The organism is Enterobacter cloacae complex sp. OE43NF (genome assembly GCF_023544405.1).
GTDB classification, from domain to species: domain Bacteria; phylum Pseudomonadota; class Gammaproteobacteria; order Enterobacterales; family Enterobacteriaceae; genus Enterobacter; species Enterobacter cloacae.
This window is the reverse complement of record NZ_JAMJFW010000004.1, coordinates 21,910-35,644: the sequence shown is the minus strand read 5'-3', so window position 1 is coordinate 35,644 and position 13,735 is coordinate 21,910. Positions and strand designations below refer to the sequence as shown.

The window sequence follows — 13,735 nt, the reverse complement described above, 5'->3', positions numbered from 1 at the left end:
TTATTCCTGTTAATTTCGATAAAGTTAAATAAATCTAAATTCATTTATTAATCCGTTAATAAATAAACTTCAGACAGCTGCTTTTCATTTTCTGAAGAATACGGGTGGGTACTCTTCAAAAAACAAAAAAACTTACCAGTTGGTTCTGTCGCGGGCGGCTAATTTTAACTGCTGATACTTTTTCCAGACCTTATGGGCATAGACCATGCGCTTAGGGTAATTTTCTTTTTTAAGCCCGGCGTTATACGCACCTACCGCTTCCCAGTTGTATCCATAAACTTTAATCATGCCTGACAATATAGAGGCGCCGACCATAATGGAGGTGCAGGGCTCTGTCATCAGACGGTTTTCATTAATGCCTTTGCGTTCAAGTTCAGGAAAGTGCGAGCTGTTGATTTGCATTAATCCGACATCGCGCGTTCCGTCATGATTGATGCCAATGGCGTACGGGTTCATTCCCGATTCCACATTCGCGATGGCATAAAGTAAAAACGGATCAATATGATAATAATGCGCCGCTTTATTCCAGCAATTTGCAAATGTGCTATGACTTAATATCAATAACAAAAACAGAAATCTTTTCATTCTTCACCTGCGTGGCCGTTTTTTTATTCTCCTCAAACACGTCCTGTTAAATTAGTGGAAGGTACTGGCCACACCCGAAGCGGGGTGTGACCAGTGATTGTGGGCTGATATCACACCCACAATTTCAAGCTCAGAAGATTATTTGCAGTCTGCTGACGCGCCTTCTTTCACCCATACATCGCTGTTGCCTGGTTTGTCACCTTTTGTCCACCATTTCGCGCGGTACTCGAAACCTTGATAGGTTGTCTTGTCACCACCGTTGTAGACCATGTCGGAGCGCCAGTTCATTTTCACCTGGCTGACCAGTTCCCATGCATCGGCGTTAAAGCCAGGTTTGTTGCCCTGAGTCCAGTACTTCGCTTTCCATACCAGATTATCGGAGCTGACCATGTCGCCGTTGTTGTAGATTTTGCTGGATTCCCATGCCGCGTATTTGCTGGCATTGGCATCTACCGGGTTATCGCAGCTGCCGGTTGCAGTGCCTTCATCAGATGGAGTGTTACCTTCATCGGATGGCGTGTTGCCTTCGTCAGACGGGGTATTGTCTTCATCAGGCACAACCGGGGTGGCTTTCGGCGTTACGGTAACCTGTACGTTAGACTGTACGCTGGTTTTACCGTCGCTTACGACAACGCTCAGGGTGTAGGTTGAGTCAGTTGTAACGTCCGGCGCGGTGATCTGTACGCTGGAGGTATCAGTACCGGTCGCGTGCATATCAGATGGTACGCTCCAGGCGTAGGTCAGTACATCACCGTCTGGATCCGCTGCCTGCACGTTCAGGGCGTAGGTCTGACCGGCTTCCAGAGTGACGTTCTGCATCTGGTTAACCACAGGGGCCTGGTTGGCTTTCGGCGCTTTGTTCAGAACCTGTACGTCAGCGGTGCTGCTCAGACCTTTTGGATCGGTCACGGTCAGACGGAATGCCAGGGTCTGGTTGCTGGTCACAGCGCCAACGGAGAAGGTCGCCTTCGCTTTGGTGCTGTTGGTCAGGGTAACGCTTGGGCCAGAGATCTGGGTCCATTTGTAGGTCAGCGCATCGCCATCAGGATCGGTGGAGGCAGAGCCATCCAGAGTCACGGTCGCAGGGCCGGTCACGGTTTGATCCGCCGCAGAAGCAACCGGCGCATGGTTGGTCACTACCGGATCTGGCGTGGAGCTGCCCAGCAGGCTTTCGTTCATCGCGTTCAGGATATCGCCGTTATCGGAGTCGATAGACCACGCGAACAGGCCGCCCAGGTTTTTCGCCAGAACGTACTTACCTTTTGCGGTTGCGGAACGGGCATCTTCATAAGAGATCAGCTCGCCGGTGGATTTGTTGAAGACGTATGGCGCTTCAGCGTCTGCGTCATAGCCATATTCCCAGCCTGGCTTGCCTTTGTACTCGTTCACAATCTGACGATAGTCAACAACGCCTGGTTCCCAGGTGCCTTTCACGCCGTCAGTCGCGGTACCGGTGAACGGGTTGTTGCCGGTATAGCCGTGAACGCCAGTCCAGCCACGACCGTACATGCCGGTACCCACCACGATTTTGCCTGGCTGTACGCCCTGCTCCAGCAGCGCGTTAACGCCATTTTCGGTGGTGTAGTTGGTGTCCGGACGCCATGCTGGTGCATGCAGCGCAGCCTGGTGGCCCAGATCGGTCATGCTCCACGCGCCGTAGAAGTCGTAGCTCATCAGGAAGATGTGATCGAGGTACTGCTGCGCCGTGGTGTAATCCACGTCTTCAATCTTATCTTTACCGGCACCGATGGCGCTGGTCAGTTCATAGGTGCGTCCGGTTTCAGCGGACAGTTCGTTCAGCATGGTACGCAGATCGCGAATCACGGCAGTATAGGTTGCCTTATCCTGCTGCGGGTTACCCAGTGATTCGTTCACACCGCCGCCGCCCGGGAATTCCCAGTCGATATCCACGCCGTCGAAGAATTTCCAGGTTTTCAGGAAGTCTTTAACAGAGGCCACGAAACGTGCACGGATCGCGGAATCATTCATGTGATAGAACGGATCGGACATGGTCCAGCCGCCAATGGATGGCAGAATTTTCAGGTCAGGATGGGCTTTTTTCAGCGCCATCAACTGGCCGAAGTTACCTTTGTACGGGTCGTCCCAGTTAGATACGCCGGACTGTGGTTTCTGCAGCGCAGCCCACGGGTCGTGGATCGCCACGGTGTAGTCAGGACGGCCAGCACAGGCTTTCTGCAGGTTGGCGAAGCTGTTGCCGTTTTCAACGGTTTTCAGACCGTCGTTGATGCCGTCGCCGCCACAGATTGGAATGAAGCCGTACAGGATGTGGTTCAGGTTAGCGGCAGGGATTTTATCGACCGGGAAGTTACGGCCATAAACGCCCCACTCAGGGAAGTAGGCGGCAACCACTTTATCGGTATGTTTTGCGAAGGTTTTGTTGTTTTCCTGCAGAGGCGCATTCAGCGGCAGGAGGTGGCTACCGTCAGTATCCGCCACGATGATCAGCTTGCTTGCGCTTTTGGTACAGCCGCTGTTGTTACAGAGTTCAACCTGCTCCTGGTAGCGACCGCCTTTTTTCACTTTAAAGGTGGCAGAACCGGATGCACCGGCAGCACCGGACCAGACGGTCTTGCCATCCAGCAGCACTTTACCGGAGGTCGGCGCGTCGCCGCTCCAGACGTTCCACTCGACTTTTACGTCGACACCGTCGTTATGAACCTTAACAAGATTACCGTAGTCCACTACGGCCTGGTCCACTTCAACGATGGCAAATTTATCGTTACCGCTGCTGATTGAAGGCGTACCTGGCGCTGCGGCGAACGCAGAGCCGGAAACGGCTGCGACAAAGAGTGCCAGATAGGTTGGCTTCATAAATTTCATTATTAATTCCTGATAATCTTATTTTTGATAAATGAAAAGGACCATGTATTCCATATAACATGGGCGAGTACTGAATAAGCTATTTAATTAAAACCACAAACCCAATTTAATTTTACTAACCATGTATAGTGCTAATATACCCTCCATAAAAAGACATGAGCGGCAATCCTTACAGCTTATGTTTCTTACAATACTCCGGGAATTAGTTGACGTCCTTTCATTCCCTCAGCGAAAAAATTTCAAAAAAAACTTGACCACATAAATCAGAATGTGAATTGCAAGGTCTGCAGAATAAAAATAACCAAACCGGCGAGTGACAACAGAGGGCCAAACGGAATAACGCTATTTTCTTTAACCGCTTTATAAAAAACAAAATACAGTGCGATACCGCTTAATGCCGCCGCGAGCAATAACGAAGGTAACGCCTGCCAGCCGCACCACGCGCCCAGCGCAGCCAGCAGCTTAAAATCACCGTAGCCCAATCCCTCGCGTCCTGTTGTCAGGCGAAAGGCCCAGTAGAGAAGCCACAGCGACAGGTAGCCCGCCGCTGCGCCAAACAGGGCATCCGACAACGGTAAGGTATGAAAAAGCGCATGATTCAGCAGGCCCGCCCACAGCAGCGGCTGCGTCAGGCAGTCCGGCAGCAGCATGTGTTTTGCGTCTATCGCCGCCAGCGGCAGCAGTCCACACCAGAGCACCCATAGCGACATCAATGCAGCCGCAGACGGGGCATACGCCGCCGTCAGGGCAAAAAACAGGGCACTGGAAAGTTCAAGCAACAGCAGACGCAGCGGGATCGCAGTCTGGCAGCAGCGGCAGCGCCCACGCAGGCAACACCAGCTCAGAACCGGGATATTTTCCCACCAGGCGAGCGTGTGGGAGCATGCGGGACAGTGGGAGGCCGGAAACAGCAGGTTTCCGGCACCCTCCTCCTCTTTAATGAGCGGGGGAATGCGTTCGACCACCACCCCCAGAAAGCTGCCGATAATGCCGCCAAGCGTGCCGCTGAGCAGGCAAAGGGCGGGCATCTGGCTGCCCTGAAGCAGCGTCAGCGAATTCATGCCACTTTCGCCCAGGAGAGCTTAATCTGGGCCTTTACATCGCTAAGGTGATCAACCGGCGTGAGATCCATTTTCTCCAGACGAACCCCGGTGGTTAAATTCACCTCCCGAAGCCAGTTTTTCAGTTCATAGACGTTGACCCGATCAATATTAAACGTCAGGGTTTGCCCGTCCTGCTGGATATTACTCAGCGCAACGTGGATCTCTTTGGCGCTCTCTTCCACCACGCTTCTCGGGTTACTGGTTTTTAAGACTTTCGCCTGAAGGTGATTTTTATTAATTTCTGCACGCATCCAGTTCAGGGTCTGTTTCTGTTTTTGCAGCGTGGCTTTCTCATTTTTAATAATATTATCCAGCGGGGTCATCACACCGTACCAGATAATGGCGCAACAGAGCGCCGAACCACAGAGTTTAATCAGCGTTCGTTCGCGCGGGCTGTAACGCAAATAGCGTGCTTTTAATTGTCCAATTTTCTCTTTCATTTATATTTCCCTGTGATGATAGCGGTATAAGGCGCTTCACTGGAGACCGGCTGGAGCGTAAAGTCGAAGGTATCACTCGCCTTATTGACGAACGCCTGCAACGCCGTGGGATCCATCGAACGGATGTTCAGCGTGAGCTGATTCTGGGTGTCGTCGTATCCCACTTCACTCAGTTCGACCGCCGGGAGCGATTGCTTGATCTGCTCCAGTGCGTCCAGTTGAAGAAAGATCCCTTTCTTCTCTTTCTTGATGTTCTGCCCGAAGTGGTACTTCAGGTTGGTGGTCTGGCGCAGCGTGGGGAAATAGTGCTGGGCCAATTCCACCATCTGCTGCTGGGCCAGGTTTTCCTGGGTAGAGAGCATCCAGGCCATGCCGATGCGAGGGCCAACCAGCAACCCGAGGCTCAGCACCGCCATGGCGGCAAGGGCCGGTTTCGCATAACGGAAACCGGTCTGTGCACCCGTGGTGCTAAAAACGCCGTGCAGCAGGTTTGCTTTGCAGCTTTTCCACTGCGGCTGGATCAGCACCAGCGGATGCTGCCAGGCCCGTTGCTCATCCACCTGCACGTCCGCTGGCGCATCGCCGTAACAGACGAGGTTACCGGCGCACTGCTGGCTCAACAGCAGCGGCAACAGGGCAGCGTCGGTTTCACAGGCGCCAAACGGCGAATAGCGCATCCAGTAGCCGCTGTCGGTGGAGACCAGCGTGCTGCCGCCTTCGGTTACCGGCAGAAGGATCGCATCGGGCAGCACCTGCACCACCGTCAGCCCGGCATCGGCACAGCGGTCCAGCCAGTACTGCAGACGCCCCGCATCAATGGCCACCGCGTCCACTTCCCGCCCCTTCTTGTTGAGCACCGTCCAGTGAAGCGTGTCCACATCGCCAATCAGCGTCTCTTCAGCCAGCCAGGAGAACTCAACGCTGCCTTTTTTGGGCAACGTGAAGCGACGGAAGATCATTTCGCTGGCCGGCAGTAGCAGGCAGACGCGTGCGGCTAACGCGTGACCGGCAAGCGCCGCCAGTGACGCCCCGCCCTGACGCTGTTCCACCTGGTCGCTACCGGACTCGCACCACATTATGTTCCCGTCCTCATGCGTGTCGGGACGAATAAAAAGCACCTGTTTCATAGAATTCGTCTTGTGTTATTCAACCATTCGGTAGCGACGTTGCCAGGTAATCACCTTCCCGGCTTCATTATCAACATGAAGCTGGCTGACGACGCGCAGCGTTAAATCATCGGTATTGCCGGTACTGTTGACCCGGAAATAGTGACTGTTTACCGCAAGAAACGCCTGAACCTGCTTGAGGGCGTCTTTGGTCTGCGGATAATTTGTCTCAAGCTCTTTCTGGAATGCCTCCATCGACTCCCAGCCCTCTTCCGGGCGGGAGGCGATCAGACGGGCGGCCTCGTCCTCGCTCAGCGAGCCGATAAACAGGGCTGCCAATAGCGGTGCCTGTTCTTCGGTCAGGGTGTTGACATCCACCTTGCTGGCGGTGTCGGGTAAGGCGCACAGCACTTTACTGACCTTGCCGTAGGCCGCCACCGGAAACGCGGGCAGCAGCTTTAGCTCGCCCGGGGTGCGCATCATCTGATTCGCAGGCAGCCGCGCAGGCTCTACGCCCGCCCAGGCATCTGTCTCCAGCCCCTCTTTTGCCGTTGTGGTATCACCGTCGAGATAGTCCATCAGTTGCTGGTAAATCTCTTCTGCGTCACCGGCGGAAATGCCGCTGTCGGTCAGAAGCTGTTCAACGATGCGCGCTTTGACCGGTTTTTCCGGCAGCGCCCCTGCGGTCTGTACCGCGGGGGTTGGATCGGCCGCCAGCAGGTTATTGACGTTAAAGCAGGTCTGGGCATCCTCAATCTGGCTCACCACGGTGTAGTGTTCACCCTCTGTCTCCACCGGCTCTGTCCACTCCCCTTTGGGCGACAGCCCCTGGCTGTCACCGCTGGCGTAGGTCTGAAGCAGACCTTCAATGGTTTTTTGCTGGCTCTGAATGGCCCAGCGCAGCTGCTGCTGACTCACCTGATAACGGGTTTTCTGCAGATTGCGGCAGAACTGCTGGCTGATTTTGGCCGCCAGCGCCGACATCATGACCAGCAAAATTAGCACCACCAGCAGCGCGACACCGCGCTGTTTTCGAACCGATTTTCCGCTCATTTGTTCTCTCCTGACGGAGCGGGCACCGGCTGCGGTTGTGGCTGCGCTGGCGTGGCCGCATCCCCCGATGGCGCAGGCGTTTGTTCTGCTGGAGCCGCCGGGGCGACCGGCATATCACCCGGCGTGGTAAATACCCAGCGCCAGGTATCGCCGTTCTCCATGGTCAGCAGAAGTTCTACGCCGTCCGGCTGATGCGCCGTGTCGGTCCATTTGTTCTGCCAGCCCTCTTTCCAGAAGCGCCACGTCATCTCTTTGACATCGCTGAGGATCGGCACCTCTTCTGGCTTCACATCGGCAGGGCTGTCGATAACCGGCCAGATATCGCGCCACAGTTTTTTGTCCTCAAGCCGCCAGCGCACGCGCTCCAGCTGGACCTGACCGCTCACGCCGTTCAGCGTGGTCAACTCCAGCGCATCGTCGTGCTGGACAAATACGTCAGGCTCGTTGCGTGGCGCGCGTGCCTGAAGCTGAAAGAAATCCCGCTCCAGCAGGTTATAGGCGCGCTGAAGCTGGTTGAGTTGAGTCGCCGCCACGTCGGTGGCGTTCGAGGTGCGCATCGCCCCGTCCAGAATTTGCCAGGCAAGCGTGCTGATAACCGCGAAGATGGTTAGCGCAATCATGATCTCCAGCAGCGTAAAGCCCTGCTGACGCTGAATGTGCTTGCTCATTTCACCTCTCCGGGTTCCGGTATCTGCAGGCTCAACACCGGTTTGTCTTCATCATCTTCGGCGTACACCTGCACTTCATCGGCAAAGCGATTTTCGGCGGTTTTCACCCGCTGCTTGCGCCAGATCCAGCTTCGCCCCCCCATGATTTCTGTCCCTGTCTGCAGGGCATCCGGGAACGGCGTGTTGCTCAGCTTTGCTTCCGCCAGCTGGTTTTCCGCCACCCAGCTCGCCTGCAGCGAATCGCCCAGGCCATGGGTAAAGCGCACGTTCAGCGAGACGGAGTTCATCAGCGCCAGCGCGGCGGTGGAGAAGATGACCAGAGCGACCATCACTTCCAGCAGGGTCATCCCCTGTTCTTTGCGTTTAGTCATCGTTCTCTACCGAAACCGGTGATGCCCCCTGCGACACCACGCGAAAACGCTGTTTTTTATCGAAACTCTGCAGGGACAGCGTGAAGCGGCTTATCTCCCCGTCCGGCAAAAAGACAATCTGCGGCGTGGCGTCGGTTGTGGCAGCAATGCGCTGCGGTGACAGCGACACGTGCATCTCTTCCGGGAACTGGCCGTGGGTGACAATGCGCCCGGCGGTTAAGGGTTCCCAGTGTCGTTCGCCCTCTTTTTCGGCCCAGGTCACCAGCTGATATTCTGAGGTGGTGATCACCAGCCCAACGATATTTCCGTCCATTACCGCACGGTCTGAACCATATTCAACGAGGGCTTTTAACTGCTGACCGAAAATATCCGCGCCGCTGCGCGAGGGGATTGTCGACACCACCATCATGGCGCAGGAGGCAAATATCACCAGCGCCAGAATAATTTCCAGTAAGGTAAACCCACGTTGCTTATTCATTACTTCTCTTTTTTATCTAAAGACCAGTTGGTAATATCATCCGCGGTATTCGCTTCGGCATCCGGGCCCGCAGAGAAAACATCCACTGCGCCATGTTCGCCCGGGCTAACCAGAATATAATCATTGCCCCACGGATCTTCCGGCAGGCGGCGAATATAGCCATCATCACGATAGTTTTTCGGGATTGGCGCGATATCAGGTTTGGTGACCAGCGCCTGCAAACCCTGCTCCGTCGTGGGGTAACGGTGGTTATCCAGCTTGTACATATCCAGCGAACCTTCCAGCGCCACAATATCGCTGGTTGCTTTCTGGGCATCGGCTTTTTCTTTATTCCCCATTAAATTTGGTACCACCATACTGGCGAGCACACCGAGAATAACGATCACCACCATTAATTCGAGCAAGGTAAAACCGGCCTGACCTTTCAGGCTATTTCGTTTTAAAGACATATTTAACCCACCATATTATTGAGCTGAAGAAGCGGTTGTAATATTGACAGCACGATAAATAAAACCACTGTCGCCATTGTCACCACCAGTGCCGGTTCAAATACCGACAGCGTTAACGTAATTCGATGCTGTAATGCCGATTCCTGGTTTTCCGCGGCGCGATCCATCAATGAACCTAATTCCCCGCTCTCTTCGCCGGAGGCAATCATGTACAGCATGGTCGGCGGAAAGAGCTTCGCCTGGTCCAGCGCGTTATACAGAGAAGCGCCCTGACGTACGGTATCCGCCGCCTGCTCCAGCACCTTCCGGGCATAGAGGTTTTCGATCCCGTCCATCGCGATATACATCCCCTCCAGCAGCGGGACGCTACTGGCCTGCAGTATGCTGAGCGTACGGATATAGCGGGCGCTATTGATGGCGCAAACCAGCTTTTTAATCGGCGAGCCATTCACCAGCCAGCTGTGCCAGCGAAAGCGGTTTGTGGTTTTCTTCACCCACGTCTTAAAGCCCACGATTGCGCCGAACAGCCCCCCGGCAATGTAGATCCCGTACGCCTGCAGAAAATCGCTCACCGCAATCAGCGTGCGGGTGGTGATCGGCAGTTGCTGTTTCATGTGCACGAACTGCTCGATGACCTGCGGTACCACCGCCACCAGCAGGATGCTGATCACCGCCACGGCAACGACCGTCAGGGTGATCGGGTAGACCATCGCCTGCGTCAGCTTGCTTTTCATCTTCTGGCGCTGCTCGTTGTACTCCGCCAGCTTCTCCAGCACATCGCCGAGGTGGCCGGTTTTTTCCCCGGCCATCACCAGCGTGCAGTACAGCTTGTCAAAGGTGCGCGGGAACTGGCTGAAGGCATCAAACAGCGTATGGCCTTCCACCACTTTCTCGCGGATCTCCGTCACCATAGCCGCCAGCTTTTTGTCTTCCGTCTGCTTTGAAATGGCCTTCAGGGCGCTTTCCAGCGGCAGCGACGCGTTAACCAGTGTTGACAGCTGACGGGTGAACATCGACAGCACCGGCACAGAGAGTCTGGCGCCGGTTTTGGCTTTAGCGCTGGCCGCATTTTCACGGGTTTCGGTGATGGTGAGCGGCATCAGCTTCTGCTCACGCAGCGACTGGCGCACCTGCTTAGGTCCTTCCGCCTGCAGCGTGCCGCGCTGGGTTTTTCCGGCGGCATCGGTCGCAGTCCACGCGTAGAAAGCCATTACTCATCGCCTCCACGCTCGGCGGTCACGCGCATCACCTCTTCAAGGGACGTGATACCGCTGATGACCTTCATCAACCCGTTTTCGCGCAGGCTGTAGGCCTGTTTGAACAGCTCGGTCTCAATGGACATCTCATCTTTGTCTTCATGAATGGCGCGACGCATGGCGCTGTCGACCACCAGAAACTCGTGAATGCCCGCGCGTCCCTGATACCCGCTCTGGCGGCACTGGTCGCAACCAACGGCGCGATAGATGGCCTTTGGTGGCTTATCCATAAAGCTAAACAGCGCTTTTTCATTGTCATCCAGCGGACTGGTGGTACGGCAGTGCGGACACAGCCGACGCACCAGACGCTGGGCAATGACGCCGAGTAGCGACGAACCAATTAAAAAGGACTCCAGCCCCATATCCCGCAGACGGGTGATGGCTCCCGCCGCACTGTTGGTGTGCAGCGTAGACATGACCAGGTGACCGGTGAGCGACGCCTGCACCGCGATTTGCGCGGTTTCACCGTCACGAATTTCCCCGATCATCACCACGTCCGGATCCTGACGCAAAATGGCGCGCAGGCCGCGGGCAAAGGTCATGTCCACGCGCGGGTTGACCTGCGTCTGCCCCACCCCTTCCAGCTCGTACTCAATCGGATCTTCGACGGTCAGAATGTTGCGTTCATGTCCGTTCAGGGCCGACAGAATGGCATACAGGGTGGTACTTTTACCGGAGCCTGTCGGCCCGGTGACCAGGATGATGCCGTGCGGGCGGTTAATCAGCCCTTTCAGTTTTTCCAGCTCTTCATCAATGAGTCCGAGCTTGTTGATATCCGGTTTCAGGTTGCTCTTGTCGAGCAGACGCATGACCACGCGCTCGCCGTACTGCGACGGAATGGTCGAGACACGCACGTCAATCGCCTTGCGGCCAATGCGCAGGGAGATACGGCCATCCTGCGGCAGTCGTTTTTCGGCAATGTCGAGTTTCGACATGACCTTAATACGCGAGACCAGCAGCGGGGCCAGTTTACGTGCGGGCTGGAGCACCGGGCGCAGCACGCCGTCAACGCGAAAACGGATGCTCAGCGTGCGCTCAAAGGTTTCGATATGGATATCCGATGCACCGTCTTTCACCGCTTCGCCGAGAATGGCGTTGATCAGGCGGATCACCGGCGAGTTTTCGTCGTTATCCAGCAGATCTTCGTTGTCCGGGATCTCCTCGGTTAACGCCATCAGATCGATATCCGCATCCATATCGTCCACCAGCTGCTGCGAAACGCCGCTGTTCTGCTGCCAGATTTTAGCCAGCATCTCATCAAACGCTTCCGCGCTCAGCGTCTGGGGCACAAAGGCACGCCCCAGTACCCGGCGCATCTCCAGTAGCGCAAACGCGGGGACGTCGTCACGGATATAGACCGTGTCGTTCCAGAAAAGGATGCCGTTCTCCTTCGCAAAGCCGCTGGTGCAAAGCTGTTTCGTCAGTTCATCCACGCGTCACCTCCCCTTACTCTTTGAAGGGGTTGCGCGTGGTGGCAGGTGCGCTCACGCCGACCGGCATGGAGTGATCCTGCTTTGGATAGGCAGGCAGGACGGCGTTATCGGTGTTCTCAACGATGCCGAGCTTTTTCTCCTCCAGACGCTGCTGTTGACGGGCGCGGATCTGGTCGTATTTCTCCTTCGTCGCCGCGCTGTAGTTGTCATCATCACGCAGCACCGTGGTATGGATAAAGACCATCAGGTTGCGCTTCGACGTATCCTCCGAGGTATAGCGGAACAGCTGTCCCACCAGCGGCAGATCGCCGAGCAGCGGCACTTTCGACACGTTCTGTTTGCTGACGTTTTCCATCAGACCACCCAGCACCACCGTCTGGCCACTGTGGACCATCACTTCGTTGTTGATGGTACGGGTGTTGAAGGTTGGGCCGAGGCTGGCGTCTTCGGTGGCGCTGGCGTCAACGCTGGAGACCTCCTGCTCGATCTTCAGGTGGATCATGTCCCCGTCGTTGATCTGCGGAACAATCTTCAGCTTGGTACCGACGGTTTTACGCTCAACCGAGTTAAAGACGTTGTCGCCGCTGGTGGTCTGAGAACCCGACAGCACCGGCACATCCTGACCCACGTTGAACGACGCTTCTTTGTTATCCAGCGTCACCACGCTTGGCGTGGAGAGAATATCGTTCTTGCCGCTGGTGGAGAGCGCGGTCAGCAGTGCGCCATAGTCACCGTTGAAGAAACCGGTCGCCAGGCCAGTAAAGGAGGCCCCTTTGATCGTGCCGTTTTTGACCTGGCTAATGGGCAGACCGGTTGAACCGAACTGCACGCCGCCGTGTTTGCCGGTCCACTGCACGCCGAGATCCATGCCGTTACCGTCCTGCACTTCCGCAATGATGGCTTCCACCAGCACCTGCGGACGACGAATATCCAGCTTGTCGATCACCTTCTCCAGCGAGTTCATGACGTTTGGCTGAGCGGTGATCACCAGCGAGTTAGTGGACTCATCGGCGGTGATATTCAGCTCGCTATTGGTTGTCGCGGTTTTGCTTTTCGCGGTACCGGCTTTGTCTTTCAGCTGCTCACCGATACCGGTCAGCACCGGCACCACTTTCGAGGCGTTGGCGTATTTCAGGTAGAAGACGCGGGTATTGCCCTCGTTGTTCTGTTCGCGGTCGAGCTGGCCAATCAGCGAGCGGGTACGCGCGCGGGCATCTTCGGTGCCGCTGATCACCAGGCTGTTGGTTTCATCATCGGCCACCACTTTGGTCGCCAGCTGTGGGGCGTTCTGCCCTTTCTGCTCTTCATTGTTGAGGTTGTTCAACATATCGGAGAGCTCTTTCGCCGAGGCATAGCGCAACGGTACGATTTCGCGACGCTGCATACCGGAACGGTCCACGCGCTCAACCAGATCCACCAGGCGATTCACCACCGAGGCTTTCCCGGTTAACAGCAGCACGTTAGAGGGTTCAAAATGGACCACGTTGCCGATCCCCGAGGCATCGTTCAGCTGGCGCAGCAGCGGGGCCAGCTCGCGTACCGGCACGTTCTCCATGCGCACTACGCGGGTGATGATCTCATCCCCTTTGCCCGGGTTTTTACTGTCGGCCACCGGCACCCCGGCGGTACGCGCCACGCTTGAACGCACCACTTTGATCATGCCGTTATCCATTGGGATCACCGACAGACCGTAGAGATCCAGCACGCTCAGGAAGAACTGATAATATTCCTCTTCCGACAGCACGTTATAGGTTCTCACCGACACCGTGCCCTGAACGGACGGATCGACGAGAATCGTTTTATTCAGATTGCGACTTACCGTATCGATAAATTCGCGAATATCGGTATTTTTAAAACTGGCGCTAAAGTTGGCTGCAAACAGCGAACCGGAATATAACGACAATGCGGTCAGCGCCACGCACGCCCATGGAAATTTCTTCATGATTTACACT

At 55.6% G+C, this 13,735-nt stretch carries 13 protein-coding genes; all 13 read right to left on the bottom strand.

All coding sequences use genetic code 11. The features are described from left to right. Positions 1-132 precede the first annotated feature (132 nt). The 13 genes from iagB to gspD all read right to left on the bottom strand — a co-directional run bounded on the left by iagB (position 133) and on the right by gspD (position 13,725). Entirely contained in the window at positions 133-585 is a 453-nt protein-coding gene (gene iagB / locus M8370_RS03225; RefSeq protein WP_058679289.1) for a type III secretion system invasion protein IagB, read from the bottom strand. 138 nt (positions 586-723) lie between these two features. After that, positions 724-3,426 (bottom strand): glycosyl hydrolase family 18 protein, encoded by a 2,703-nt coding sequence (locus M8370_RS03220; RefSeq protein WP_250020472.1) that lies wholly within the window; start codon positions 3,424-3,426, stop codon positions 724-726. A gap of 263 nt (positions 3,427-3,689) precedes the next feature. Continuing rightward, positions 3,690-4,487 (bottom strand): prepilin peptidase, encoded by a 798-nt coding sequence (locus tag M8370_RS03215; protein WP_013097342.1) that lies wholly within the window; start codon positions 4,485-4,487, stop codon positions 3,690-3,692. After that, a complete protein-coding gene (locus M8370_RS03210) occupies positions 4,484-4,969 on the bottom strand; it encodes a type II secretion system protein M (protein ID WP_013097343.1) in 486 nt (161 codons plus the stop codon). Before M8370_RS03210 ends, M8370_RS03215 begins: the two co-directional genes overlap by 4 nt. Then, positions 4,966-6,096 (bottom strand): type II secretion system protein GspL, encoded by a 1,131-nt coding sequence (gene gspL, locus M8370_RS03205; RefSeq protein ID WP_013097344.1) that lies wholly within the window; start codon positions 6,094-6,096, stop codon positions 4,966-4,968. Before gspL ends, M8370_RS03210 begins: the two co-directional genes overlap by 4 nt. Before the next feature lie 15 nt (positions 6,097-6,111). Next, a complete protein-coding gene (gspK, locus tag M8370_RS03200) occupies positions 6,112-7,128 on the bottom strand; it encodes a type II secretion system minor pseudopilin GspK (RefSeq protein ID WP_013097345.1) in 1,017 nt (338 codons plus the stop codon). Next, positions 7,125-7,796 carry a type II secretion system minor pseudopilin GspJ gene (gene gspJ, locus M8370_RS03195; protein WP_013097346.1) on the bottom strand — a complete coding sequence of 224 codons (672 nt, stop codon included), beginning with the start codon at positions 7,794-7,796 and terminating at the stop codon, positions 7,125-7,127. The genes gspK and gspJ overlap by 4 nt, the downstream gene beginning before the upstream one ends. Then, positions 7,793-8,167, bottom strand: a complete 375-nt coding sequence (gene gspI / locus M8370_RS03190; protein WP_013097347.1) for a type II secretion system minor pseudopilin GspI — start codon at positions 8,165-8,167, stop codon at positions 7,793-7,795. Before gspI ends, gspJ begins: the two co-directional genes overlap by 4 nt. Next, positions 8,160-8,645, bottom strand: coding sequence for a type II secretion system minor pseudopilin GspH (gspH, locus tag M8370_RS03185; protein ID WP_020689911.1), 486 nt, complete (start codon positions 8,643-8,645; stop codon positions 8,160-8,162). The genes gspI and gspH overlap by 8 nt, the downstream gene beginning before the upstream one ends. Beyond that, the gene (gspG, locus tag M8370_RS03180; RefSeq protein WP_013097349.1) at positions 8,645-9,094 is read right to left on the bottom strand and encodes a type II secretion system major pseudopilin GspG; all 450 of its coding nucleotides are present in this window, start codon (positions 9,092-9,094) and stop codon (positions 8,645-8,647) included. The genes gspH and gspG overlap by 1 nt, the downstream gene beginning before the upstream one ends. Before the next feature lie 2 nt (positions 9,095-9,096). After that, positions 9,097-10,305: a type II secretion system inner membrane protein GspF gene (gene gspF / locus M8370_RS03175; protein ID WP_013097350.1), complete on the bottom strand. Its 1,209-nt coding sequence runs from the start codon at positions 10,303-10,305 to the stop codon at positions 9,097-9,099. Next, a complete protein-coding gene (gene gspE, locus M8370_RS03170) occupies positions 10,305-11,783 on the bottom strand; it encodes a type II secretion system ATPase GspE (RefSeq protein ID WP_013097351.1) in 1,479 nt (492 codons plus the stop codon). Before gspE ends, gspF begins: the two co-directional genes overlap by 1 nt. Positions 11,784-11,796: 13 nt before the next feature. Further along, a complete protein-coding gene (gene gspD / locus M8370_RS03165) occupies positions 11,797-13,725 on the bottom strand; it encodes a type II secretion system secretin GspD (protein WP_013097352.1) in 1,929 nt (642 codons plus the stop codon). Between the last annotated feature and the right edge of the window lie 10 nt (positions 13,726-13,735).

Excerpts from the sequence above, each read along its gene's own strand:
- iagB (WP_058679289.1), bottom strand. The coding sequence starts at position 585 with ATGAAAAGATTTCTGTTTTTGTTATTGATATTAAGTCATAGCACATTT.
- M8370_RS03220 (WP_250020472.1), bottom strand. The coding sequence starts at position 3,426 with ATGAAATTTATGAAGCCAACCTATCTGGCACTCTTTGTCGCAGCCGTT.
- M8370_RS03215 (WP_013097342.1), bottom strand. The coding sequence starts at position 4,487 with ATGAATTCGCTGACGCTGCTTCAGGGCAGCCAGATGCCCGCCCTTTGC.
- M8370_RS03210 (WP_013097343.1), bottom strand. The coding sequence starts at position 4,969 with ATGAAAGAGAAAATTGGACAATTAAAAGCACGCTATTTGCGTTACAGC.
- gspL (WP_013097344.1), bottom strand. The coding sequence starts at position 6,096 with ATGAAACAGGTGCTTTTTATTCGTCCCGACACGCATGAGGACGGGAAC.
- gspK (WP_013097345.1), bottom strand. The coding sequence starts at position 7,128 with ATGAGCGGAAAATCGGTTCGAAAACAGCGCGGTGTCGCGCTGCTGGTG.
- gspJ (WP_013097346.1), bottom strand. The coding sequence starts at position 7,796 with ATGAGCAAGCACATTCAGCGTCAGCAGGGCTTTACGCTGCTGGAGATC.
- gspI (WP_013097347.1), bottom strand. The coding sequence starts at position 8,167 with ATGACTAAACGCAAAGAACAGGGGATGACCCTGCTGGAAGTGATGGTC.
- gspH (WP_020689911.1), bottom strand. The coding sequence starts at position 8,645 with ATGAATAAGCAACGTGGGTTTACCTTACTGGAAATTATTCTGGCGCTG.
- gspG (WP_013097349.1), bottom strand. The coding sequence starts at position 9,094 with ATGTCTTTAAAACGAAATAGCCTGAAAGGTCAGGCCGGTTTTACCTTG.
- gspF (WP_013097350.1), bottom strand. The coding sequence starts at position 10,305 with ATGGCTTTCTACGCGTGGACTGCGACCGATGCCGCCGGAAAAACCCAG.
- gspD (WP_013097352.1), bottom strand. The coding sequence starts at position 13,725 with ATGAAGAAATTTCCATGGGCGTGCGTGGCGCTGACCGCATTGTCGTTA.